The sequence below is a fragment of the Bradyrhizobium sp. 186 genome (assembly GCF_023101685.1).
GTDB lineage: Bacteria > Pseudomonadota > Alphaproteobacteria > Rhizobiales > Xanthobacteraceae > Bradyrhizobium.
Genome location: NZ_CP082164.1, coordinates 6,590,561 through 6,615,048, shown reverse-complemented (window position 1 = coordinate 6,615,048; position 24,488 = coordinate 6,590,561). Strand labels below are relative to the sequence as shown.

The following is a 24,488-nucleotide window of genomic DNA, read 5'->3' as shown; positions in this document are numbered from 1 at the left end:
CACGTCGTCAGGCCGGATGTTCTCCCGAGCGCTGCGGCACGAGCACGATCAACAGAACCATGATGGCCACCAGCGAGGCCGACGCGGTGTATCGACTGAGCGCCAGACCGCCATGGTCGAGCGGCTTGTCGAGGAAGTCGCCAACAGTAGCCCCAAGCGGCCGGGTGAGCACGAACGCGACCCAGAACAGGACAGTCCGCGAAATGTTGGTCCAGAAGTAGGCCCCGGTTACGACAGCGAGCCCGGCGGCAAACACCAGAGCGCCGCCGGCATAGCCGAGCCCGGTCGAATCGGCCATCCAGTCGCCGAGCGCGGTGCCCAAAGTCTGCGAGAACATGATCGTCACCCAGTAGAAGGTCTCGGCCGACTTCGAGTCGATCGACGCAATCGAAACAGTGCCCATCGTTCGATGCCAAAGCGCAAGCGAAGCGATAAGCAAAACGGCCAAGAGTGAGGAGCCGCCGAGATAGCCGATGCCAAGCGAGCGATCGACGAAATCGGCGAGCGTGGTGCCGACGGTGGTGGTCGCGACGATCGCCACCCAGTAAAGCAGCGGGTGAAATTGCTTCGCGCTCATCTGCGCGGTGACGCCGGCGGCGAAGATCGCCGCAAAGATCGCCGTTCCAGCCAAATAGCCGAGATTCATCGACATCGTCACGGCGTCGCCGCCGGTCTCGCCGAGCGTCGTCGCGAGTATCTTGATGATCCAAAATCCCAGGGTGACTTCTGGAACCTTACTCGCTGGCTCAGTGTCGACCGCGCTTTTGTAGTATTGATCCATGCTTCTTCCACGTTCGCCGGATATCGACGGCGGGCGCGCGGCGCCGCCGTCGGTCATGTTGGATACGTGTCAAAAATGCAACGCGGCCGAGCGTCAGGATTTCCCGACTGAATCCATGATCGACAGCAACTCAGCAACGGATTGCTTGCATTTGGTGGCGTCGGGGGTGCTGGCGCGTAGCGCTTCGAGCGCACGGTCGATGGCCTTGTCGACGGTGTGCCAGTCGGCGGCGGCGCGCGGCTTCAAGGCGGCCTCCGCCTCATCCCATTGGGTTTCGAGATCCTTGATCCGCGTCTTGGCTTCCGCGAGGTCGCCCTTCTCGAGCAGCGCCGAGACGTCGACGACGATGGTGCGGAACGGCGTCAGGTCGCCGAGCTTCGATGACATTGCCGCTTCGGCAGGCGGCACGAACCAAATGTGCCCGTTGGCGTGCATGTTCGGCTCGCTTGTCGACACCGTCAGAAGGCCGACGGCCAGCGCCAGAATTGTCTTGTTCATGCGTGCTCTCCTCTTGGTCTTGCCCGCACGCGCTTGCGTGGGCTTCTAATGGACATTGAGATTGGAATCACCGCACCGGGTCGGTCTTGCCGGTTCGCTCGCCTTCAAAGCTCACCCAGCCGACCAGTGCGACGATGACGGTGAGAAACCCAATGCTGGTGTAGATGGTGCCGAGGCCGAGGCCGCCGTATGTTCTGGACTGCGAAAGCAGGTCACCGAGCGAAGCGCCCAGCGGACGCGTGAGGACGTAGCCCAGCCAGAAGGTGAGAACCGGGTTGGCTCCGAGATAATAGGTGAGGGCGATGACCGCGATCAGCGCGCCAAATGCGATGACGCCGAGCTGGAACCCGAGGCCGAGGGCTTCGGTCGCCAGATCCCCGGCCGCTGTCCCCAGTGCAAATGTGAAGAGGATCGCCCACCAATAGAACAGCTCGCGCCTTCTGGTGACGATGGTGTGAATTGAAAGCGTCTGCTCGACGCCGTACCAGATCGCGAAAGTCGCGGCCAAAGTGGCTGCGAAGACGGCCGTGCTGAGATAGAGGCTGATTTCAAGCTTGTCGGTGAGCAGGTCGGTGATCTGCGTGCCGACGACGCTGACGAGAACCACCGTCAGCCAATAAATCCAGGGAACGTAACTTCGCGCGCGGAGCTGCACGGCCAGCGCCGCGACGAGAAAGCCGACCATGATCACGGTCGTCGTGCTTACCCCAAGGCCGACATGCACGGCGAGATAGTCGGCGCCGGTCTCGCCAACCGTGGTCGATACGATCTTGATGGTCCAGAAGATCGCTGTAACTTCTGGGACCTTGTTAAGCAGCAGTGGCAGATGGGGATTCACCGTGGCGGGCACGTGATCTCTCTTCTCCAAGGAATGCAAGTTCTAAGCCGATGCGGCACGATGACGAAGCCAACTTAGGAGCGGCTTAGGAGGAGAGATCGGACGCGCGTGTTGATCGCGCAATGCTATTGACGAGGCCCGCTCTAAGTCTCCACTAAGTCGGGATGGGGAGAACGACCCCGGGCCAAGCCGGAGCATTTGGCCGTACGCGACGACAAGGACGGTATCCCAGGGTGCGATGTCCTATGAGGGATCAAGTGGACATCGAAACAGAGACATCGAAATGCGGGTTTTGCTGATCGAGGACGACAAGATGGTGGGCGCGGCCGTCCAGCAGGCGCTTCGGGATGCCGCCTATGCGGTGGACTGGGTGACGGATGGTGAGACCGCCATCCACGCCGTGGAGAACGAGGCCTACGAGGTAGCGCTGCTCGATCTTGGGCTCCCTCTGGCGGATGGCCGCGAGGTGCTGTGCCAGCTTCGCTCGTCTCGCCGCAAACTCCCAGTCATCATTGTGACCGCGCGGGACGGCGTTGACGACCGCATTGATGGCCTCGATCTCGGCGCGGACGACTATCTGGTAAAGCCCTTCGAGATTCGAGAATTGCTGGCGCGCATGCGCGCAGTGCTTCGCCGCGAAGGCAGCGGTTCGCCGGCGCTGCTCAGCAATGGCACGCTTCATTTGGATCCTGCGACGCACGAAGCTTGGTTCCACGGCGAGGCATCGCTGCTTACCGCCCGCGAGTTCGCGCTGCTTTCGGCGCTGTTGGCACGGCCGGGTACGATCCTGTCGCGCAGCGAGCTAGAGCGGCAAATCTACGGCTGGAACGAGGAAGTCGAGAGCAATGCGATCGAATTCCTGATCCATACCCTCCGCAAGAAACTGGGCGCCACAGTGATCCGCAATGTGCGCGGCGTCGGCTGGATGGTGGACCGCTCGTTATGACAAAGTCCCTGCGCGCTCGTCTTTTCGTCGGCTTGACGGCGGTTATCTTGCTGGCCGGGTGTATCGGTGGCGCGTTCACCTATCTCTGGGCGTTCGACGAGGCGATCGAGATGCAGGATTCGAGCCTGATCCAGATCGGCAGCCTGTTGCAGAACGGCAACGCCAAGAGCGACCAGTCACTCGGCGGCGTTGAGGCGGACGCGGAGGTTGATGTCGCAGAATTGGGGACGGCGCCGCATGGCTCGGCCGAGGAGCGGCTACTCTGGGGCCTCCAGGACGGACTGCACGTGGCCTCGCGCATCGGTCAGTCGGCTCGGGTGCTATTGCGGACCCGGCCTGACGGAAGCCGGTTTGCCGTGACACAGCTGACCGACGTCAGAGATGACATAGCGAGCAGCATGGCGATGCGCACGCTGCTCCCGCTCGTCGCGCTGATTCCCTGCTTGCTGCTGGTCGCGGCGTTGGTCGTCGCGAGATCGCTGCGCCCGATGGTCCGATTGGCAGGTGATCTCGACTTAAGACGTGCGGATGACATGACCCCGCTTCCGCTAGCGGACACGCCAAGCGAGCTTCATCCGTTCATCGCATCCATCAATGGGCTATTGGAGCGAGTGAAATTGATGATGGATCAGCAGCGGCGTTTCGTCGCCGATGCTGCGCATGAACTGCGGACGCCCATCACCGCGCTTAGTTTGCAGGCAGAGAATCTCGATCCGGCCGATCTTCCCGAGCAAGCGCGCGAACGCCTCGGCGCGCTCAAGCAGGGCATGCGCCGCACCAAGCATCTTCTTGAGCAACTGCTCGCGCTGGCGCGACATGAGGCCGACCCGAACGATGAAGCCACCGTGGTGCCGCTAGACCGCACCGTGAAGGATTTGGTGGCGGATCTGGTGCCGGACGCTTCGCGCAAGGGAATAGATCTCGGTTTCCAGTTGATTGAATCGATCGCGACCAAGGGTGAGCCCGTGATGATCGCAACGATGATACGGAACCTGCTCGACAATGCCGTACGCTTCACGCCGCAAGGCGGCCGCGTCGATATCGGGGTCTATCGCGAGGGCAACGAAGCGGTGGTGCAGATCGAAGATACCGGACCAGGCATTCCATCCGGCGACATCGATCGGATATTCGAGCCGTTCTTCCGCGGCAGCCGACCGGCTGAAGATGGTACCGGACTGGGCCTCTCGATCGTAAAACGCATCGTTGACCGCCTCGGAGGGATAGTTGTGCTGGAGAATATTTCCGACCGCGCCCCGAAAGGTCTTCGAGCAACCGTCCGCCTCCCGGCCATGTGCGGAAGTGATGCCTAGGGAGGAAAGTCCCCTCTCTATGTTGTAGCTAAGTCGTTCCAGTTAAGGACTCTCCCATCGCTTTTCGGATGACGCCAAATCCAACGACGTCTTGAGACGGGAGAATCGCAATGATGATGCAGACAAGCGTGGACCGAGTTCTTCGGCACGAAGCAGTGGTTGGAAATCCCGAGATCGGCTTCGAGACTTTTGTGCCCGTATTTATGATGTCGTCTATCGGGCTAACGCTCAGTCTCTTGATAGTAACTCTGGTCGCGCGTTAGCCGGCGAAGTTCTCCGCGCCCCCAAAGGGTTATCAGCGACATCGAGCTTGAACGCTCGGGCCGTAATGAGGTCGGCCCGGGCGGTTCGCGGCGCTGGCTGAAGCGTTACAACCATCGAAAGCCCGACAATATGCCGCCAATGCCGGCCATAAATCGCCGTGGGATATCCGCGACGATTGGCGCTCCAATGGCCGTGGATGGCGCGCGCTGACGCTGCGTCACGGCGAAGTGGAACAGTTTGTCGGGATATCGGCGACGACGCACGGTGGACACGAACTCGATCTCGGCGGTCGGCGACTCCCGCGAGCGGGGTGTTGTGATGCAACTGAGAGTTGAGTGCACAACTCGGCGAACGGCGGATTCACGCCGCGGTGGTCTTCATAGCCGAGCGACGGCATGTGTTCTTTGAAGGGCACGCCTATGTGCTCTCGAAGGTCAATACGCTGCATCCGGGCGCGGTTGATGGGGACGTGCAGGACGGGTTGAGATCGCCGATGCCCGGCAAAGTGATTGCGCTGCTCGTCGAGGTCGGTGCGAGCGTCATGAAAGGCGCGCCATTGCTGGTGATGGAAGCCGTGAAGATGGAGCACACGATTGCCGCACCGGAGGCGGGCGTGGTCGTCTCGTTCCATTGCGCACCGGGCGATCTGGTGTCGGAGGGCGTTGATCTGGTCGAACTGCAGATGGACGCGGCACAATGACAAACGTCGTTCGTATCATGGAAGTCGGGCCGCGCGACGGCTTGCAGAACGAGAAACAGGCCGTCTCGACCGCAGTCAAACTGGAGTTGATCGAGCGGCTTGCTGATGCCGGATTGCACGATATCGAGGCGACCGCATTCGTATCCCCGAAATGGGTTCCGCAGATGGCGCGGACAGCGCCGAGGTGTTGCGAAGCTTGAAACGCAGGCTCGGGGTGACGTACCCCGTGCTGACGCCGAACCTGCAGGGGTTGACCGCCGCGATCAAAGCCGGCGCCACGAATGTGGCTGTTTTCGCTGCTGCGTCGGAAACATTCTCGAAAAAGAACATCAACAGTGTGATCGCGGAGTCGATCGCTGGCTTTTTGCCGGTTCTGGAGTCGGCCAAACAGCACGACGTCAAGGTGCGCGACTATGTGTCGTGTGTGGTCGAATGCCCTTTTGAAGGTCGGATCGCACCCGATCGTATCGCTGATGTCGCAGCGCGCCTGATGGAGTTGGGTTGCCAAGAAATCTCGCTGATGCACGCCACCATCCTGCGCGAGGCATTCTAAGCGGGATGCTCTTCGGTCGGTCGACGATGCAAAACAATCGGGTAGATTGACGCGATTAGGACTCGGCGCCCAGCCTGAAAGGCCGCGTCACTGAGACTCAGCCGAGGAATTCGAAGGTTTAATCAGAGCGAACTCGTTCGGGCACGAAATCAGCAGAAGCGGTGGCCGCGTCGAGTCCGTTCAACCGTCTTGGCGGACAACGCATACCTCACCGGGCCCCGGGAAGGATAGTGTGATCAGATGATCGCGGGGTAGCGAACCTCGGTCAGCATGCCTGTCATCATGTGGTACAGGTTGTGGCAATGAAGCGCCCAACGCCCAGGATTGTCGGCGTCGAAGGCGATGGTGACGCTGCCCATCGGTGGCACCAGAACAGTATCTCGCACGGCACCTGCTAGAGGGGCACCGTCTATCGCGACCACCTGGAAAGCATGCCCATGAAGGTGCATCGGATGCGCCATCATCGAGTGGTTCACGATCTCGATCGCCACGCGCTGACCGTGGGCGATCATCAGCGGGGTTATGTTGGGGTTGGGCCAGTATTCGCCATTCAGCGACCAGGCATACGGCGCCATGGCGCCGGCGAGCATCACGCGGTGCGTTAAGTCGGGCGGGCGCGGCGTCAGCGGGGTGGCCGCTTCAAGGCGACGTTCAAGCGAGAGATCGACCGGCGGCGCATTTTCTCCGGCCTCCGGGGAGAGGCGTGACACAGGCGCCCCGGGCGCGGCGAGGACAATTCCAGTGCACGCCCGCTTGCCTTCGACCTGGGCAACAATCGGATAGCTTCCGTTCTCCGGAATATCGATCAGCACGTCCAGGCGCTGCGCTATGGCAAGCGGCAGAAGGTTTCCGCGCACCGGTCGAACGGGATGACCGTCGACGGCAACGACGGTGCCGGTGAGCGTACCGAGATCGATCCAGAACTGGGTCGAGGACGCGCCGTTGATCAACCGCAGCCGGACCCGCCCGCCCGGTTCGGTGCGGATAACCTCCGGATCAGCGAGCGTGCGATCGTTGGCGAGGAATGCGTCATAGTCGATGTCGTTCAGGTCCATCGCCATGCCGGGCTCCATGTTCATGGCGCCCATAGTCCCCGAGTACATGGCGCCCATGCTGCCCGAGTCCATGTTCATGCTGTTGTCCATGCCGCTCTTCGGCATCGCGCTCTGACTGCCGTTGGATTTGGTGAGTCCGGCGAGCAACTCGTCGGGCGTGCGGAAGCTGAAATCATGCAGCATGAGAACTACCTCCTGCCGGTCGACGTGCATATCCTCTGCGCTGCGCACGATCAGCGGCGCGGTCATCAGGCTCTGTTCCTGCATGCCCTGATGGGAGTGCATCCAGTACGTGCCAGCGATCGGCGCATAGTCATAGGAGCGGGTGTTACCCGCCGGGATCGGGGGCGTTTGCGGCCAGGGAAAGCCGTCCTCCCTCCAGGGCGGCAACTGGCCGTGCCAGTGAATGATGGTGGGTGTATCCGCCTGATTCACAAGATCGACGTCAAAGCGCTCGCCGGGCGAGAGCGTGATGCCAGGTTTTCCGTTCGGCCCGATAAGGCCGAATACTCGGGCCGGCTTTCCGTTGACGGCGAGGGTTCTGGTGCCGGCAGTCAGGCGAAGCTTGGCGGTGCGGGTTTCGGGCGCGGCAGCAGCCCGCGTTGTCGGCAGCAAGGGGATCGTGCCGGCCATCGCAATGCCGGACGCAAGGATGATCTGCCGGCGGGTTAGGAGCGTGGGCCTCTGATTCTCTCTCATTGCAGCTTGCCCATTTCGAGGATACTAGCCACCAATTCAAGTTGGTGCTTGTCCGGGGTGCTACGTTTTGCGTGCTATTGCCGGACATATCGGACGGCGGCGCCGAGATGGCAGGCGATAGATAAGGATTGGTCTTGTAGTCTCAATTAAATTAATTTTTATAGCATCGGACTTCGAGGGCCGCCACCGCGGACAAACACCGCGATAGAGCATCTGATCGATAACACCGTGATGCCGGAGTCTCCGGCGTGCCGATCGGCGTCGCAACCCACGCCGATTAGCAGCAGCGAGCTTATGTGTCCCTTCGCGGAGATAAACTAGTGGTTCATCACAGTGATTTTGACGTTTTGATACCGAGCCATTCGAGGATCGGCAAGCTTTCCGGCGGCACGAGGATTTCGATGCTTCTGGGGACGCCAGGTTGACGGCGAATGAAACCGTTTCGTTCGAGGGTGACGATCATCTGGTGGACCGAAGGCGGGCTGACGCGGAAATGGCGCTGCATGTCGGTTTCGGCGGGTGGGCGTCCGAACATGTGCGCGTAGGTGTAGATAAAGGCCAGGTAGTGTCCCTGCTTCTCCGTGAAGTGCGTGCCTGATTTTTGACTCATCGCTGGATTCGTCCCGGCCTCCGACAAGGAGGCGAAGCATGAATGTACGTTATCGGGTCGAATTGAGCCAAATCGAGCGGGACGAACTGACGGCGATGCTGGGCGGCGGGAAGCATGCTGCCCGCAAGCTCAAGCGGGCGCAGATTTTGCTGGCGGCCGATGCCGGCAGTTGCGACGCGGAGATTGCCCGGTCTGTCCGGGTCAGCCTGTCCAGCATCGGCCGGACCAAGCGCCGCTTCGTGGAAGGCAATCTGGAGCGGGCCTTGAGCGAGGAACCGCGTCCGGGCGCAGAGCGCAAATTGACCGGCAAGGAGGAGGCCCTGCTGGTGGCGACGGCGTGCGCCAAGCCGCCCGCCGGCCGCAAACGTTGGACGCTGACGCTGCTGGCGGACACGATGGTCAAGCTCACCGATCATGACAGCCTGTCGGGCGAGACCGTGCGTCGCCGGCTGGCCGAGAACGACCTCAAGCCATGGCGCAGGGACATGTGGTGCATCCCCTATGTCGACGGCGAATACGTCGCCCGCATGGAGGACGTGCTCGACCTCTACGCCGAGGCGCCGGATCCCGTCCGGCCGCTGGTCTGCTTCGACGAGACCCCCGTCCAGCTCATCGGCGAGGTCCGTCAGCCGATTCCAGCCGAGCCGGGACAGCGCGAGCGTTACGATTACGAGTACCGCCGCAACGGCACCGTCAATCTCTTCGTTACCTTCGACCCGCATCGTGGCTGGCGCAACGTCAAGGTCACCGAGCACCGCGCCGCCGTGGACTACGCCTACTGCATGCGCGAACTCGTCGACGTCCATTATCCCGACGCCGACTGCATCCGCCTCGTGCAGGACAATCTGTCGATCCATACCGCCGGCGCGTTGTATCAAGCATTTGCGCCTGCCGAGGCCCGTCGCATCCTGCGCCGCCTCGAATTCCACTTCACCCCGAAACACGCCAGTTGGCTCAATATGGTCGAGTGCGAGATCAGCGTGCTCCAGCGCCAGTGCCTCGGCCGCCGCATCGACGACCCCAAAAGGCTCCGAAACGAGATCGCAGCATGGCAAAAGCGGCGGAATAAAACCCGAGCCCGCATCAAATGGATGTTCACAACCGACAAGGCCCGCGCCAAACTCGGCCGCGCCTATCCAGCCACCGCCAAAGAGTCAAAATCACTGTGATGAGCCACGGATGGCCCATAAAGACGCGATTAGTGCATAAACCCATCCGTCAGCGTCTGCATGAAGAGAACGAGCGCATGCTCTTCTGCATCCGACAGACCCAAACGACCAACTTTGCTTGTGTTCATATTGGCGGTCGACTCCGGCGCTGGCCAGCAGGTCGTACCTTCGCCCGGATCATGGGGCTGGCAGCGTGGCAACACATCGCGCGTGTTGTAGAAATGCACGATCTGCTTCAGGCTGGTAAAATATCCATTATGCCCGTAGGCCTTCACGAAGGCCGGATCAGGCCGCTTGTCCACGTTGCGCAGCGTCGGCACCTGTATTCGCGCCCGGTTGTCCGGCGCCAGCGTGAGCCATCGCGCGTCGACCGCCGAGGGCTGGCTGAGCAGATGTCCGTTGCTGAGAAAAGTACCGACACCACCATCGACGAAGGACGATCCCAACGGATTGGCGACATAGCCCAACGGGTCGGGCCGATCCTCGCCATAGTAGGGAAGCCTCGGGTTGGCGGGAGTGCCGATATTGCTGGCGGTGAAATCTGTGAATAGCGGATCCTCTCCGGGCCCGCCGTCGCGGTGACATTCATTGCATCGCGCCTTGCCGCGGAACAGATCATAGCCCTGCTGCTCCTGCGGCGTAAACTGCGCCTTGTTGGCGAGCACCGCGTCGAACTTCGAAGTGAACGACGTTACCTCGGCCGAGGCTTCATAGCCGGCTATCGACTGCGCCATCTGATCGAAGGTCGCACCGACGCGGCCGCGATCGATCGGGCTCAGATGGACCGGCAACGGATCGGCCGCGGCCGCCGGCCCAGGCCTATTGCAGACCTGCTCGATGTCACCCGGCCATGTAATCGCAAAACTCTGCGGCCCCCATACGCCCTCAAACAGGGCGCGATAGGGCCGCTGCGAGACGCGATAGACCGCGCAGGCGATGTCGGGCAGCCCCATCTCCACGGGATTGGTAGGCGGCCCTTGTGCCTGTTCGGCCGCCGGATTGCCGAGTCGGCGTCCCGTCGCGCGCATATCCCAGAAATTGCCGCCGACGAGGTCGCCCCGCCCGGGATTGTAATGCAGCACGGGCGACAGCGGCGCGTAGGCGTGTGATTGTGGCTTGCGGTCGCTGAAACGCGTGCGCACCGAACCCGGGTAAGCGCCCGTGGTTCGGTTCAACTCTGACACCGGACCCGTAAAGCCGGTCTCGGGCATGTGGCAAAAGGCGCAAGCCTCGTTGCGGTTTACCGACAACTCCTTGTCATACAGCATCAGCTTGCCGAGCAACTCGATCTGCTGGATCTGATTGTCCGGCGGCGCCGCAAGCCGTTCGATCGTTTGCGCCTCGGTAAGGTCAATCTCGGCCTCGACCTTCGCAATTTCCTGCAGCACCTGAGGCGAGAGATTTGAGCTTCTCTCCTCCTCGCCCTGCGCGTCAACGCCCATAGTGATTGCGAGTGCCGCCGCCGCAATCGACAAAATCGTGCGCTGTATCTCCATCTCGGATCTTCCTCAAGCCCGCGCCGAATAGCCTGTGCGCCGACATTTTAGGAGTTTGCAACACTACGTGCCAATGACACGCATATCGCCACGGGGCATCAGCATACCGGCCGTCAATTCATGCCGCCGCTCCAACAAAGCGCGCTGCCCTGATCTCCTCGAGGAGGTCGTCGACACCTGCCAGCGCAAAGCGCAACGTGGCTTCGTCGACGAGGCGCCCGTCGCTGACCTTCTCATGCACGCCTCCGATCACGATCTGGGGCCGAAGCACAGGACGCGCCGGGATCGATGCGAGCGTTTCGTTCATTTGCTGCTGCGCACGCACGCCACCAGTGAAGGCGGGCGAGGCCGTCATCGTCAGTACCGGCTTGCCCCTCAGCACCGAACGACCATAAGGCCGTGAGGCCCAGTCGAGTCCGTTCTTCAGGACGCCGGACATGCCGTGATTATACTCGGGCGAGACCATGATCACGCCATCCGTTGTCTCGATGGCCGAACGCAGGGCGTGCACCGATCCCGGCGCGTGCTCGTCATCTTCATCCTCGTTGTAGAGCGGGAGCCCGTGCAAGGAGAAAATGTCGAGCCGAGCCTTGGGCGCAAGCGCGTCCTGGAGACTGCGAAGCACCGCGGTGCTATTGGAAGCCCGGCGCAAGCTGCCGGAGAGGCCGAGAAGGCGGAGTTGGGTCATCGGGCGCAGTTCCAGATGGCTTGGATTTCGCGCCACGACGAACATCACCCAATCTCAGTCAGCTCAAGTAAATTCGAGTTTAATATTCGACTTATGGGCTCTCAGTTGTCGTCGCGCGAAATCGACGATTTGCCCAATTTACGATTGCACAATCTTAACGGACTTTGTGGCGCTCAGCTCTTGAGGTTTCGAAAGTGCCAAATAGCTTCCAAGGGGCGGGTGCAGTCGGATTAGATTGAAATGCAATTGCGCAATAACAGCAGCCGGTATGGGGCATTGGCCCTTGCGGCACATTGGATGACGGCCTTGCTCGTGCTTGCCTCGTGGCTTCTGGGAACCTACGGCGATTTGTTGCCGCGAGGTACGCCTAGTGAAGTTGGCCTCATAGTTCACATGTGCATGGGTCTGACCGTTCTCATGATTTTGTTTCCGCGTCTGGCGTGGCGGCTAATCGACCAACAACCTATTCCTGAGCGGACGGATCTCGGGGTATGGGGTGAGCGGGCATCGACAATCGTGCATTACGCGCTCTATGCCTTGCTTTTAGCGGTGCCCATTCTCGGAATTCTGACGCAATTTATGCGCGGGCACCCACTGCCGATCTTTGGCCTGTTCGAAATTGCTTCCCCTTTATCGGCCGATCGAAGCCTTGCCCGATCCCTGAAGGACGTCCATGGATGGCTCGCAGACGGCGTTCTGATTTTGGCAGCACTGCATGCGGCCGCTGCGATTCTGCATCATTGGGTTCTTCGAGATAATACGCTGCGTCGAATGCTTCCTATTCTACGCTAAACGTTATTCCTCGGCTGACAGCGGCTTTTGGCTCCAACAGGGACATTGGCCCTTTTCATGCGACGCAGTTGCTGAACGAGCTTGCACTTTCCCCCCCTCGCTAAACAAAGTTATAATAGTGGCGGTTTGGTCGTCTCTTATCTGAGAAATGTTAGCATAACAACGGAGGCGACCGTGAACCCATCACGCTCTGCGTTCGCGGTCGATCAAGGTGAATGGATCAGCTCTTCGCACTGGGGCATGTTTGCGGTGCGACGAAAATCCTCGAACTCGCGCAGCGAGGCATGAGCTCAGGTTGGTTTCCCGCGGAAAAGCGCGCTGAATTTGCGGTCAGACACTTTCTCCAGCCGCGATAGCGGTTCTGACGGGAAGCCGACCGCAAAGCCCGATCGCAAACAGCCGAAAGTGATCTCGCCTTCCGATCCATCGTCGGCATGGACGGCGAAAGCCAACAAGGTGTGCAGTTCGGATATGGACTTAACTATCTTATCGCGTCGAACGCCCCCATTGAAATGCGGCCGTCGCTGTCGCGCTGCTGATCACGACTTCGATGGGCCGGCACCGCAAGATGCTTCCAATCACGACTGATTGGAAAAGAGTTGCCGCAGCCCATGGATATCAAGCCGTTGTTTGGCCTTGCGGCGTTCTCATCGCTGCGATGACGTCCGAGTTGCCAAGTTACATCGGTCGCGCTGAGCGACGTCCGGGGTGCACTCGGGATCAGCCACGATGCTGGAACCTGGCTCGAAAGCCTATATGTGTCGGCCGAGATCATCGGCATGGCGATTTCGCCCTGGCTGTTGATGACCTTCATGTTAAGGCGCCGGACGCTTTTAGCGATCGCGCTGTGCGGCGCCTCGAGCGTAACCGAACATCGAGGCGATCTATGTAAATCGGCATGGGGTCCCGACGTCGATCGGCGAGCTTAGGTATTGATCTATTGGGCGGCGAGGGGGTCAATCTTGGCTGCTTGTTCACACTCTGTCGAAGTCCGAGTTGGCTCATTCGGCGACGCCGTGGCGGCGCTGTTCACCGGAACATTGGCTCATCCAGGTTGCTGCCTGCATCGTTCTTGGGCTTCCGATCTTAGGCGGCCTTAGGAAGTTGCCCGTGCGGATCGATGACGAACTTGTTCGCGACGCCGGCGTCGAAATTTTTGTAGCCGTCCGGGGCCTGCTCAAGACCGATCACCTTGACATTGACGATTTTGGCGATGGGCAGTCTGTCCCAGAGTATTGCTTGCATGAGTTGTCGGTTGTATTTCAGCACCGGCGTCTGGCCGGTATGGAGCGCGTGCGACTTTGCCCAGCCGAGACCGAGGCGAAGGCCGAGGTTGCCATGTTTGGCTGCCTGCTCCTTCGCGCCAGGATCGTCGGTCACATACAGGCCGGGAATGCCGATCGCGCCGGCTGCCCGGGTGATTTCCATCAGACTGTTGAGCACAACGGCAGGCGCTTCGACGACTTTGCCGTCTGTTCCTTGCGCCTTCGCTTCAAAGCCGACGCAGTCGATCGCGGAATCGACTTCTGGAACGCCGAGGACGTCAGCAACGAGTTCGCCGAGGCGATCGTGCCTGGTGAGGTCGATGGGCTCGAAGCCGACCTTCTTGGCGTGAGCGAGCCGCTCCTTATTCATGTCGCCGATCAGCACCGCTGCCGCGCCAAGGATGCGCGCGGACGCGGCCGCTGCAAGCCCAACCGGGCCTGCCCCGGCGACATAGACCGTCGATCCGACACCGACCTTGGCGGTGACGGCGCCATGGAATCCCGTGGGCAGAATATCGGAGAGGCAGGTCAGATCACAGATCTTGTCCATCGCCTGAGCCTTGTCCGGAAACTTCAGCAGATTGAAGTCGGCATAGGGCACCATGACGTAGTCGGCCTGCCCGCCGATCCATCCGCCCATATCGACATATCCGTAGGCGCCTCCGGCACGGTCGGAGTTGACGTGAAGGCAGACACCGGTGTCACCCTCTCGGCAGGTCCGGCACCGGCCGCATGCAACGTTGAAAGGAACCGATACCAGGTCGCCGATCTCGAGATATTCGACGTCACGGCCTTTCTCGATCACCTCGCCGGTAATCTCGTGTCCGAGCACCATGCCGGCCTGCGCTGTCGTGCGGCCGCGGACCATATGCTGATCGGAGCCGCAGATATTCGTCGTTACGACCTTGAGAATGACGCCGTGATCGATCGTCTTTCCTGCTGGATTGCGGAAGGTCGGAAAGTCGATGTTCTGGACTTCGACGCGGCCGGGCTTGAGGTAAACCACGCCGCGATTGGAGTTGGAAGGCATCTGCAATCTCCTTTGGTCTCACGCTGCGCGTCATGTCGACGCGATCGGTCTCTTTGCTGGGAGCAGGCGCTATCGGAACGCGCAGATAGTCCCAATCGCTCTGGAAGTATGGACGATCTTGAAGACGACTTTGGCCGTCTTGCTGCGATTGCCCCAATCTTGCGCTAATTCTGTGCGGCATCGCGCTTCGGTCTTGCGTTAATTCTCCATCGCATCACGCCAAGGTCTCGAGCCTTGTCTTGTGGCAATTCGCGCGCGGCGACATTTCCGCGGCTTCCTCCGAAAATTGCGGGCGAAACACGCGAAACTCAATCGATCGTGACGGTCGAGCCTCAACTCGGCGTGAGCGGGGCCGACTCCACATCTTGTTCATCGTCGCGACCGGACTACTAATCCCTACTAATAACGTCTGGGGTTGGACGGGTACCAAAGCGAGTGAGATCGAATAATGGCCAGCTCCACCGAATCGACCTTGAATCAACCCGCTGCCCCTCCACCTCTCCGACGTCCGATCGCCGAGCACCCGCTGGGATGGCCGCAACCGAATTTGGAATCTCGTTCGCTCGTCAATATCTCCCCGCCTGAGATCGCCAAGCGCCATTCCACGACCTGGTCGGGCTTTCGCGGGGAGACGGTCGAGATCATGCGGCACACGCCGTTTGAGTATGGATTCCGGGCTCCGTGGCACCTGCTCATTGCGGCAGAGGTCGCCGAGCGCTACGATGGGGAGTCCTTTGTTGAAGGCCTGCCGCGGTCGACCTTGCGCGATTTCACGCACAAGCTGACTTTCGTTCCCGCCGGGCACGACTTCCGCGGATGGCAGAGACCGCGCGCATTGGCGCACACGACCTACTTCTATATCGATCCGCGCGGGCCTCTCGCCGATCCCGCGCTGCGGTTTGAGGAGATCGAATTCAAGCCGCGCCTGTTCTTTTACGATCGCGATCTTTGGCAAACCGCTCTCAAGCTCAAGTCGGTGATCGAGAACGCGGACACGGTGCATCGGCAATACACCGAAGCGCTCGGCATTGTGCTGACGCATGAGCTGGTTCGCATCAACGGTGACACGGAACTCCACGAGCCGGTCAGTCGTGGCGGCCTTGCTTCCTGGCAACAGAAGCGGGTGGCCGCCTATGTCGAGGAGCATGTCGCCGACGATATTCCGCTCGTGACGCTGGCCGAGCTGGCGCGACTCAGTCCATATCATTTCTCCCGCTCGTTCAAACGTTCTTTCGGCCTGCCGCCGCACCGATATCACGCGACCCGCCGAATCGAACGGGCCAAGCAGCTATTGGCGAATCGCGAACGGTCGGTCACGGCGATTGCACTTGAGGTCGGCTTCAGCGATACCAGCACATTCACCAGCGCATTTCATAGGCTGACCGGCGAAACTCCGAGCTATTACCGTCGCCGTCTCGATTAAAGCGGTCGGGGTTGCGGACGCCGCGCGATAGGGCACACCGACTGGGCCGCCCTTTGTGGCGCGCGACGCGGCTCGCGAACGACATCGTCGAAGGACGTAGCGATCTGCCTGCTGCCGATCGGCAGCAGGCGCGATTTCCTCTGATCTTCGAAACACGCGTCTCGAAACGAGACTCATTCGGCGGGCGTCCGGGCGGCGCTGGCCGACGGCATCCGTTCCTGGACGAGCCGGGCGAGGCCCGTGTGCAGAATAGCAGCGACGATGGCGCCGACGATCGGGGCTGTCAGGTACAGCCAGGCATCGTTGAAATTGCCGGTCGCGACCATCGGGCCAAGCGCCCGCGCCGGGTTGAAGGCGGCGCCCGTGAGCGCCCCACCCATGATGATGTTGAGGGTCAGGGTCATACCGATCGCCAGCGGCGCGAGGATGCCGGCGCGGCCCGCCACCGCGGTGCTGAGCACGACAGTGACCAGGAAAAAGGCGAGGACGGCCTCGATCACGAAGCCGGCCCAGGCGGTGACCGTGAGGGTCGTGGCACCCAAAGCGACGTTGTGCGCGAGCGCGGGCGTACCAAGGCCGGTCTCCGCACCGCCCAAGACGGTCCGCAACAAGAGCGCGCCGACGATACCGCCAACGAGCTGACTGACGATATAACCAGCCGCCTCGCCGACACGCATGGCGCCGGCGGCGAGCACACCCACAGTGACGGAGGGGTTAAAATGGCCGCCCGACACGGAGCCGTAGGCGAAGGCGAAGACCATGACGGTTAAACCGTGAGCGGAGGCAATCGCGGCGAGACCGGGCAGGCCGACACCATCGCCGACCACAGCCCCGGCGCCGGCGCCGATGAATATTAGCGCGAAGGTACCGATGAACTCCGCCAGGAGTTTTGGTGCAATCCGGTTGGACATTGTTGACTCCAGAGTGAGGTTGACCGCCCGGCGCGATCAGGTTTGCGCCGGGAACGATCCGTTGGCTTTGGGGATGGCCGACGGCACGGGGAGCGCCGCCGGCAGGCGAAGCAAGCGACCTACTCCGCTGCGATCGTCTGCGATTTGAAATCGATGCCCATCGCCTTCGCGACGCCGGCGCCGTATTCGGGATCGGCCCCGTAGCAGTGGGCGATCTGCCGCTTGACGATCTCGACCGGAACGCCTTGCATCGCCGCCTTGTAATTTTGGAAGAGTTGCTCCTTCTGGGCGGCCGTCATGAGCCGGAACAGGTCGCCGGGCTGACGATAGTCGTCGTTGCCGTCGCGGTGATTGTAGCGGTCGGCATCGCCGGAAATTTTCAGCGGCGGCTCGCGGAAGCGCTCGTCCTGCACCGGGCCGCTGAACGAGTTTGGCTCGTAATAGGCATCAGGATTCGGATTGCCTGCGAGCCGCATGGCGCCATCGACGTTGTAGGTGTGGACGGGGCAGCGCGGCCTGTTGACGGGAAGCTGATCCGCATTGACGCCGACGCGATAGCGGTGCGCGTCGGCATAGGAGAAAATGCGCGCCTGCAGCATCTTGTCCGGCGAGTGGCCGATGCCGGGAACGATATTGGCGGGCGAAAGCGCGGCCTGTTCGACTTCTGCGAAATAATTCTGCGGATTGCGGTTCAGCTCGAGGATGCCGACTTCGATCAGCGGGTAATCCTTGTGCGGCCAGACTTTGGTAAGGTCGAACGGGTTGTACCAGTGCTTGTCGACATCGCTCTCCGGCATGATCTGGATGGAGAACTTCCACTTCGGGAAATCGCCCCTTTCGATCGATTCGAACAGGTCACGCTGATGGGTCTCGCGATCATAAGCGACCTTCTCGGCGGCTTCGGCGTTCGTCCAGTTCTTGATGCCCTGCATGGTCTTGAAGTGGAATTTGACCCAGTGGCGTTCGTTCTTGGCATTGATGAACGAGTAGGTATGCGAGCCGAAGCCGTCGATATTGCGATAACTCTGCGGCAGGCCGCGATCCGACATGAGGATGGTCACTTGGTGCAGGCTCTCCGGCGACAGCGACCAGAAATCCCACATCGCGGTCGGCGAGCGCATGTTGGTCCTCGGGTGCCGCTTCTGCGTGTGGATGAAGTCTGGGAACTTCAGCGCGTCGCGCACGAAGAATATTGGCGTATTGTTGCCGACCATGTCCCAATTGCCTTCCTCGGTATAGAAGCGCAGTGCGAAGCCGCGCACGTCACGCTCTGCGTCCGCGGCACCACGCTCGCCCGCCACCGTCGAGAAGCGCTGGAAAGCTTCGGTTTTTGCGCCCTTCTGCAACACCTTGGCCTTGGTGTATTTCGAGATGTCGTGATTGATGGTCAGCGTGCCATAGGCACCCGAGCCCTTGGCGTGCTGGCCGCGTTCGGGAATGCGCTCACGGTTCTGGTGGGCAAGCTTCTCGAATAGAACGAAGTCCTGCATCAGCACCGGGCCGCGTGGCCCCGCCGTGATGCTGTTCTGGTTGTCGGAAACTGGCATGCCGCTGTCGGTGGTGAGTGTAGGGCGTTTGGCCACGGATTGCTCCTGTGTTGCGAGACATTAACATCCCGGCAGCGCGACCGCTCCGCGGCAGCGCTGCTCATGCTTTCGCAGCGTCGTCTCACAGGATTGCGGTTGCAACAACCGGGCGTGAATTGAAATGTATGCATCCGCTTTGCAATAACTTTGGTTCGCTTGCTGAAATTGCTGCGGTTTTGCGCCAATCTCCGGAAGCTGAAGTTATTCAGCTGACGCTGCCCAGGGATGGAGCGCAAACTCGCCACACATCCACGGCCCACCACGCGAAATTCGGTGCGCGGCTTCGGTACGACACGACCAGGAAGCTTCGATGTATCAGCTTCATTATTTCCCGGCGAATGCCAACGCAGCGCATCACACGCTGCTCGAAGAGCTTGGCGCGAACTACGAGCTTTCGCTCGCGCGAAGGTCAATTTTTGCGGGATGCCAACATCTTTGTTGTCACATGTATTTGTGGTCACACGAAGTTCCACACTCGTGAGTGCCACGTGCGTGGGAGCAAGATTCTTCGGGACCTGTTGCGGGTAGCCCGCCGGTCGTCCCGAGAACGTCGGGACTATCTAAACGCGCTAGTCTTCGCGACAGTAGCAATATCACCGGTGCTTGGAGGTAGACTTGCTGGATGCCCCCCTCGCGGCTCTAGCCATGCGCGACGGGAAGGACGGTATCCCAGGGTGCGGTATCTATGAGGATTAACACGGGCGTGGTGATCTGCGTACCGACGACGCTGACGAGAACCACCGTCAGCCAATAAATCCTGGGAAGTGATAGCGGCGCGGTCGCGGATGCGATGAAGCGGACCGCTTCACCGGCTTCAAATGTCGAACGTCAACGCTGCCCTCGCTCATTCGGCAGGCGCCGGATGGACGTCGCGTGACGCCGTTTGATGCCGTCGGGCACCGAACAGCCAATTCTGTAACCGATCGAGGTAGAGGTAGACGACTGGCGTGGTGTAGAGCGTGAGCACCTGCGACAATGCGAGGCCACCGACGATCGCGTAGCCCAATGGCTGACGGATCTCCGATCCGACACCGGTGCCGACCATCATCGGCACGGCGCCAAGCAGCGCTGCCATCGTCGTCATGAGGATGGGACGAAAGCGCTTGATGCAGGCCTGGTAGATCGATTGCTCTGGTGTAAGACCGTCGGTCTGTTCGGCCTGAATGGCGAAGTCGACGAGCATGATGCCATTCTTCTTGACGATACCGATGAGCAGAATGATCCCAACCACCGCGATCACGCTCAGGTCGTAATGAGCAGCCATCAGAAGCAGCAGTGCACCGACACCCGCCGAGGGCAGTGTCGAGATGATCGTGATGGGATGGATGGTGCTTTCATAGAGCACGCCAAGGATGAGATAGATCACGAACAGCGACGCTGCGATCAGGATCGGGGTGCTCTTCAGCGAGGCACCGAAAGCCTGGGCATTGCCTTGGAAACTGGTCTGCAGCGACAGCGGCGGATGCAGCTCCTTTTCAATGGATTGTATGCCGTTCACCGCATCGCCGATTGCTGCACCGGGTGCCAAGTTGAACGAGATCGTCACGGAGGGGAATTGCCCCTGGTGGTTCACGACGAGCGGCGAGACCTTCACCACCGAATCGACCAGCGTCGATAGCGGCACCTGCTGGCCGCTGGATGATTTGACGTAGATGTTGTTGAGCGCCTCGGGCCCATACTGGTATTTCGGGTTGACCTCCATGATCACGTGATACTGTTGCAGGGGGGTGTACATCGTCGAGACGATCCGCTGTCCGAATGCGTCGTCGAGCGTGTTGTCGATCGTGTACGGCAGGATGCCATAGGACGAGGCGACCTCGCGCTTGATCGTGATGTCGAGCAGCGGCCCGGCATTGAGCTGGTCGGTGGTCACGTCAGCGACCGTGGGCAGCGTCTTGATCTTGTCGAGAAACAGACCGGCCCAATGGCTCAGTTCGCCCGGATCGGCGTCGTTCATGGTGTATTGGAACTGGGTCTTGTTCAGCCGCGCGCCGACGGTGATGTCCTGTGCGGGCTGCATGTAGAGGGTGATGCCCTGGATCTTCGAAAGATTGGTACGAAGTCGTGCGATCACCCTGTCGATCGGATCGCGCTGGTCCGCCGGCTTGAGCTGGATGAACACGCGGCCATCGTTGACCGTATAGGTGCCGCCGCCGGCGCCGACTGCCGAGCCTACCGATGCCACAGCGGGATCTCGCACGACCGCATCGAGCATGGCTTGCTGGCGCTCGGCCATCGCCTGAAACGAGATGTCCTGGGCGGCTTCCGATTGACCCAGGATCAGGCCGGTGTCCTGCTGAGGGAAGAATCCCTTGGGAATGATGACGTAGAGATATCCGGTGACCACGATCGTGCCGATCATCACCATCAAGGTGACGAAGCGATGCCGCAGCACAATCTTCAGGCCCGCTTCGTAGGCATTGAGCAGCAGGTCGAAGCCGCGCTCGGACCAGCGATAGAGGCGGCCGTGCTCCTGGCTCTCGGGTTTGAGCAGGTAGGCGCACATCATCGGCGTCAGGGTGCGGGAGATCACGAGGGAAAGGACCAGTGCGACACTCACCGTGACTGCAAACTCGCGGAACAGCAGTCCGACATAGCCGCTCATCAGGAAGAGCGGAATGAAGACGGCGATCAGCGAGAACGTGATCGCCATGACGGTGAAGCCGATCTCGCCGGATCCCTTCATCGCGGCGTCGTACGGGGACAAGCCTTCCTCGATGTGCCGCGTGATGTTCTCGATCTCGACGACGGCATCGTCGACCACGAATCCGACCGCGATTGAAAGCGCCATCAGCGACAGATTGTCGAGGCTATATCCCATTTCATAGAGGACCGCGAAAGTGCCGATCAGCGAGAGCGGCACGGTGACGGCTGGAATGATGGTTGCCCAGAAGCTGCGAAGAAAGATGAAGATCACCATCACGACGAGGGCAATGGTCAGGAGCAACGTGAACTGCACGTCCGCAACCGAAGCCCGGATCGTTTGGGTGCGGTCCGAAATTACGTTGATCTTGATGTCGGCAGGGATCGACGCCTGGAGCGTCGGCATCATCGCCTTGATGCGCTGCACCGTTTCGATGACGTTGGCCCCGGGCTGACGCTGCACGGCAAGAATGATGGCACGGTTGTTGTTGTACCAGCCCGCGATCAGATCGTTTTCGCCCGCGCTGACCGCGCGGCCGATGTCGCGAACGCGGACCGGCGATCCGTTGCGGTAGGCGATCACCAGATCCGCATATTGCTCAGGGTGAAACAGCTGGTCATTGGTATTGAGAGTATAGGTCTGACGCGGGCTGTTCAGGGTTCCTTTGGCCAGATCCACATTCGCCTGGCCAAGGACGGTTCGTACATCCTCCAGATTGATTCCGCGCGCGGCCAGCGCCTGTGGATCGACCTGTACACGAACCGAGGCCTTCTGTTGGCCGCCGATTCCGACGAGACCCACGCCTTGAATCTGCGAGATCTTCTGCAGCAGGATGTTCTCGGCATACGCGTCGACTGTGGTGAGCGGCAGGCTGCCCGAGGTGAGGCCAAGCACGAGGATCGGCGTGTCGGCCGGGTTGACTTTCCGGATCGTCGGCGGATAGGGCATGCCAGTAGGCAGATACGGGCTTGCCGCGTTGATGGCCGAAAGCGTATCGCTGACGGCGCCGTCAATCTGGCGGTTCAAGTCGAATTGCAGCGTGATCTGGGTGTAGCCGAGCGCGCTTGCCGACGTCATTTGCGTGAGACCGGGTATCTCCCCGAACTGGAGCTCGAGCGGGGAGGCGACCGATGAGGCCATCGTCTGCGGGTCCGCGCCGGGCATCTGGGCGGTGACCGTCAGTGTCGGATAGTTGACGTTCGGCAGGGCGGCCACCGGCAGCAGCGGATACGCGACAAGGCCGGCAGCCAACAATCCGATCATCAGCAGCGCGGTCGCGATCGGTCGCCGAATGAAGGGCGCGGAGATATTCATGGGATCGGTGCCTGTAATGCGTCTTGAGCGGCGGCTTCCTCGGCGGCCTTGCCGTGCAATGGGACGACGAGCGTTCCCGGCCGCAGCTTGTATTGTCCGTCGACCACGACCTGCTCGTCGGCCTTCAGACCGGAATCAATCAGCGCCTGACCGTCGCTGACCTCGGCAACCTTGATCCGGCGGAGAGAGACCGTGTCGTCCGAATTGACGACGTAGGCATATGGTCCGTTCGGTCCTTGCTGGACGACAGAGGCGGGAACGGTCAGGCCGTTGTGCCGCGTGTTGAGCAGCAATCGCGCATTGACGAGTTCGCCGGGCCAGAGGCTGTTCTGCGTGTTGGCGAAGTTCGCCTTGAGCTGGATCGAGCCGGTGGTCTGCAGGATCTCGTTATTGACCAGCCCGAGCTTTCCCTCGCCAAGTCGAATCGTATTGTCCTGGTTGTAGGCCAGAACCGAAAGGGGGGCCTTCGTCTTCCGCTGCTGTTGCTGGATCTGCGGAAGAACGGTCTCGGGCAGGGTAAAGATCAGCGAGATCGGGTCCAGCTGCGTCACGACACAAAGGCCGTTCGTATTTGACGGGCTGATGATGTTGCCAACGTCGATCTGGCGAATGCCCACCACGCCGTTTATCGGGGATGTAAGCCGCGTAAAGCTGAGCTGCACCTTTGCTGCATCGATCAGGGCCTGGTCCGCCTTGATCGCCGCCTGTAGCTGGCTGACCTGCGCATTCTGCGTTTCAATTAATTGAGGCGTAGCCCAGCCTTTGTCGCCGAGCTGGTTGTAGCGGGCCTGATTGGTCCGCGCATTTACGAGCTGCGCCTGATCGCGCTCGAGATTGGCGACGTATTGATCGATCAGGGCCTGGTAGGGTCGCGGATCGATTTGTGCGAGCAGATCGCCGGCATGGACCTGCTGACCCTCGGTAAAGTTGATGCTGGTGATCTGCCCTTGGATCTGTGCCCGTACAATATCCGTGTTGTAGGCAATCACCGTACCCACGCCGGTCAGATAGATCGGAACGTCATGCTGGGCGACAGTCCCGGCAACGATCGGAACGGGCGGCGCCGGAGCCGGTGCAGCGGCTGCCTTCTGCATGGGAAAAAGATGGGTAAAGTGCAGCAGGCCTGCACTCGCGGCGACCGCTACCAATACGACGGCGGAGATGACGATCTTCGTTTTCATGGACGTTGCTCCGAAACAGGCAAAAGCTCAGCAGCCGCCTGGCAGGCCCGTGGATGTAGATGTGCCAAAGGATGAGCAGCCAGGTGTGGCGATCGAGCCGGACGCTGCAGGCTGAGCGGTTACAGTCGGCATCGTCGGTACGGTCAGGACGCTGCCTGCCACGAGCGGGACGGTCGGCGTGGGAATCAGCGTCGCAGAGCTGATACCCAGATTGCCGATCTCCGTTGAGTCGAATGGGATGCCAGTCCTGGGGCTGCCGCCGAGCGTTGTCGGCGCCGTCGATGCCGGGCTCGAGGATGCGGCAATGCTGCTCGAGCCCGAGCCGCACATGCCCGACATGCCGGCGGTATCTAGCGTGCCCGTGGTAGCGCTTTGCGTCGTTCCCGACATCATCGACATGGATGAGGTCGCCGCTATCCCCGACGACGTATCTATCGATGCCGCTGTGTTGCCAGCCGCGCCAGTAGCCGGTGCCGAACCCGCCATTGCCATTCCGCCGCCGTCATAGGTCGAAGTTGAGCCGTACATTCCGCTTGGCGAGAGGCCAAGGGTAGAGCATGCGGTGCCGGTGGACGGTGTGGCGATGCTCCCGGTGACGAGAGGGGCCGGGCTGATACCTGGTGAAGGAAGTTCAGTCGCGCCAAGACCAATACCCGCCGGCGAAATCGGTGCCCCTGCGGTGCTACCGAGCGGGGAGGTCGCTCCCATCGTCGGAGTTGGGAGGGCCATCCCTGT

22 protein-coding genes are annotated in these 24,488 nt (G+C 60.9%); 9 read left to right on the top strand and 13 right to left on the bottom strand.

Translation table 11 applies throughout. The annotated features are described in order from the left end of the window. Nucleotides 1-7: 7 nt before the first annotated feature. The 3 genes from IVB18_RS31905 to IVB18_RS31895 all read right to left on the bottom strand — a co-directional run bounded on the left by IVB18_RS31905 (nt 8) and on the right by IVB18_RS31895 (nt 2,129). Entirely contained in the window at nt 8-781 is a 774-nt protein-coding gene (locus IVB18_RS31905; protein WP_247984311.1) for a hypothetical protein, read from the bottom strand. A 93-nt stretch (nt 782-874) separates the two neighbouring features. After that, nucleotides 875-1,216: a hypothetical protein gene (locus tag IVB18_RS31900; protein WP_247991782.1), complete on the bottom strand. Its 342-nt coding sequence runs from the start codon at nt 1,214-1,216 to the stop codon at nt 875-877. 130 nt (nt 1,217-1,346) lie between these two features. Next, nucleotides 1,347-2,129, bottom strand: coding sequence for a hypothetical protein (locus IVB18_RS31895; RefSeq protein ID WP_247984310.1), 783 nt, complete (start codon nt 2,127-2,129; stop codon nt 1,347-1,349). A gap of 271 nt (nt 2,130-2,400) precedes the next feature. Here IVB18_RS31895 and IVB18_RS31890 point away from each other — a divergent pair, with 271 nt between their 5' ends. From IVB18_RS31890 to IVB18_RS31870, 5 genes are all read left to right on the top strand, one after another. Then, entirely contained in the window at nt 2,401-3,063 is a 663-nt protein-coding gene (locus tag IVB18_RS31890; protein WP_247984309.1) for a response regulator transcription factor, read from the top strand. Nucleotides 3,064-3,350: 287 nt separating this feature from the next. After that, nucleotides 3,351-4,373, top strand: coding sequence for an ATP-binding protein (locus IVB18_RS31885; RefSeq protein ID WP_247984308.1), 1,023 nt, complete (start codon nt 3,351-3,353; stop codon nt 4,371-4,373). Nucleotides 4,374-5,007: 634 nt separating this feature from the next. After that, nucleotides 5,008-5,337 (top strand): biotin/lipoyl-containing protein, encoded by a 330-nt coding sequence (locus tag IVB18_RS31880; protein WP_247984307.1) that lies wholly within the window; start codon nt 5,008-5,010, stop codon nt 5,335-5,337. Continuing rightward, nucleotides 5,334-5,537 (top strand): hypothetical protein, encoded by a 204-nt coding sequence (locus IVB18_RS31875; protein WP_247984306.1) that lies wholly within the window; start codon nt 5,334-5,336, stop codon nt 5,535-5,537. The genes IVB18_RS31880 and IVB18_RS31875 overlap by 4 nt, the downstream gene beginning before the upstream one ends. Beyond that, on the top strand, nt 5,489-5,890 hold the full coding sequence (locus tag IVB18_RS31870) for a hypothetical protein (RefSeq protein WP_247984305.1): 402 nt from the start codon (nt 5,489-5,491) through the stop codon (nt 5,888-5,890). The genes IVB18_RS31875 and IVB18_RS31870 overlap by 49 nt, the downstream gene beginning before the upstream one ends. A gap of 236 nt (nt 5,891-6,126) precedes the next feature. On the opposite strand, the gene IVB18_RS31865 is transcribed toward IVB18_RS31870, so the two are convergent. After that, the gene (locus IVB18_RS31865) at nt 6,127-7,578 is read right to left on the bottom strand and encodes a multicopper oxidase family protein (RefSeq protein ID WP_247984304.1); all 1,452 of its coding nucleotides are present in this window, start codon (nt 7,576-7,578) and stop codon (nt 6,127-6,129) included. 394 nt (nt 7,579-7,972) lie between these two features. Further along, nucleotides 7,973-8,254, bottom strand: coding sequence for a helix-turn-helix domain-containing protein (locus IVB18_RS31860; RefSeq protein WP_247983521.1), 282 nt, complete (start codon nt 8,252-8,254; stop codon nt 7,973-7,975). Between the two features lie 38 nt (nt 8,255-8,292). Here IVB18_RS31860 and IVB18_RS31855 point away from each other — a divergent pair, with 38 nt between their 5' ends. After that, entirely contained in the window at nt 8,293-9,423 is a 1,131-nt protein-coding gene (locus IVB18_RS31855; protein WP_247984173.1) for an IS630 family transposase, read from the top strand. A gap of 29 nt (nt 9,424-9,452) precedes the next feature. Here IVB18_RS31855 and IVB18_RS31850 read toward each other — a convergent pair whose 3' ends face one another. After that, nucleotides 9,453-10,919 carry a cytochrome c peroxidase gene (locus IVB18_RS31850; protein WP_247984303.1) on the bottom strand — a complete coding sequence of 489 codons (1,467 nt, stop codon included), beginning with the start codon at nt 10,917-10,919 and terminating at the stop codon, nt 9,453-9,455. A 118-nt stretch (nt 10,920-11,037) separates the two neighbouring features. Beyond that, nucleotides 11,038-11,607, bottom strand: a complete 570-nt coding sequence (locus tag IVB18_RS31845; RefSeq protein WP_247984302.1) for an NAD(P)H-dependent oxidoreductase — start codon at nt 11,605-11,607, stop codon at nt 11,038-11,040. A 240-nt stretch (nt 11,608-11,847) separates the two neighbouring features. On the opposite strand from IVB18_RS31845, the gene IVB18_RS31840 reads away from it, so the two are divergent. Beyond that, nucleotides 11,848-12,399: a cytochrome b gene (locus tag IVB18_RS31840; RefSeq protein ID WP_247984301.1), complete on the top strand. Its 552-nt coding sequence runs from the start codon at nt 11,848-11,850 to the stop codon at nt 12,397-12,399. Nucleotides 12,400-12,880: 481 nt separating this feature from the next. On the opposite strand, the gene IVB18_RS31835 is transcribed toward IVB18_RS31840, so the two are convergent. Together IVB18_RS31835 and fdhA are read right to left on the bottom strand one after the other, a co-directional pair. Continuing rightward, complete coding sequence (locus tag IVB18_RS31835) at nt 12,881-13,213, bottom strand: hypothetical protein (RefSeq protein WP_247984300.1); 333 nt, start codon at nt 13,211-13,213, stop codon at nt 12,881-12,883. Nucleotides 13,214-13,485: 272 nt separating this feature from the next. Then, nucleotides 13,486-14,694, bottom strand: a complete 1,209-nt coding sequence (gene fdhA, locus IVB18_RS31830; RefSeq protein WP_247984299.1) for a formaldehyde dehydrogenase, glutathione-independent — start codon at nt 14,692-14,694, stop codon at nt 13,486-13,488. 448 nt (nt 14,695-15,142) lie between these two features. Here fdhA and IVB18_RS31825 point away from each other — a divergent pair, with 448 nt between their 5' ends. Next, entirely contained in the window at nt 15,143-16,117 is a 975-nt protein-coding gene (locus IVB18_RS31825) for an AraC family transcriptional regulator (RefSeq protein ID WP_247984298.1), read from the top strand. Between the two features lie 173 nt (nt 16,118-16,290). Here IVB18_RS31825 and IVB18_RS31820 read toward each other — a convergent pair whose 3' ends face one another. The 4 genes from IVB18_RS31820 to IVB18_RS31805 form a co-directional block, all read right to left on the bottom strand. Next, a complete protein-coding gene (locus IVB18_RS31820; RefSeq protein WP_247984297.1) occupies nt 16,291-17,028 on the bottom strand; it encodes an aquaporin in 738 nt (245 codons plus the stop codon). Between the two features lie 119 nt (nt 17,029-17,147). Next, complete coding sequence (locus tag IVB18_RS31815; protein ID WP_247984296.1) at nt 17,148-18,611, bottom strand: catalase; 1,464 nt, start codon at nt 18,609-18,611, stop codon at nt 17,148-17,150. Between the two features lie 847 nt (nt 18,612-19,458). Continuing rightward, nucleotides 19,459-22,572, bottom strand: coding sequence for an efflux RND transporter permease subunit (locus IVB18_RS31810; RefSeq protein ID WP_247984295.1), 3,114 nt, complete (start codon nt 22,570-22,572; stop codon nt 19,459-19,461). After that, nucleotides 22,569-23,753 (bottom strand): efflux RND transporter periplasmic adaptor subunit, encoded by a 1,185-nt coding sequence (locus IVB18_RS31805; protein WP_247984294.1) that lies wholly within the window; start codon nt 23,751-23,753, stop codon nt 22,569-22,571. The genes IVB18_RS31810 and IVB18_RS31805 overlap by 4 nt, the downstream gene beginning before the upstream one ends. A 238-nt stretch (nt 23,754-23,991) precedes the next feature. Here IVB18_RS31805 and IVB18_RS31800 point away from each other — a divergent pair, with 238 nt between their 5' ends. Further along, entirely contained in the window at nt 23,992-24,261 is a 270-nt protein-coding gene (locus tag IVB18_RS31800; RefSeq protein WP_247984293.1) for a hypothetical protein, read from the top strand. Nucleotides 24,262-24,488: the final 227 nt, after the last annotated feature.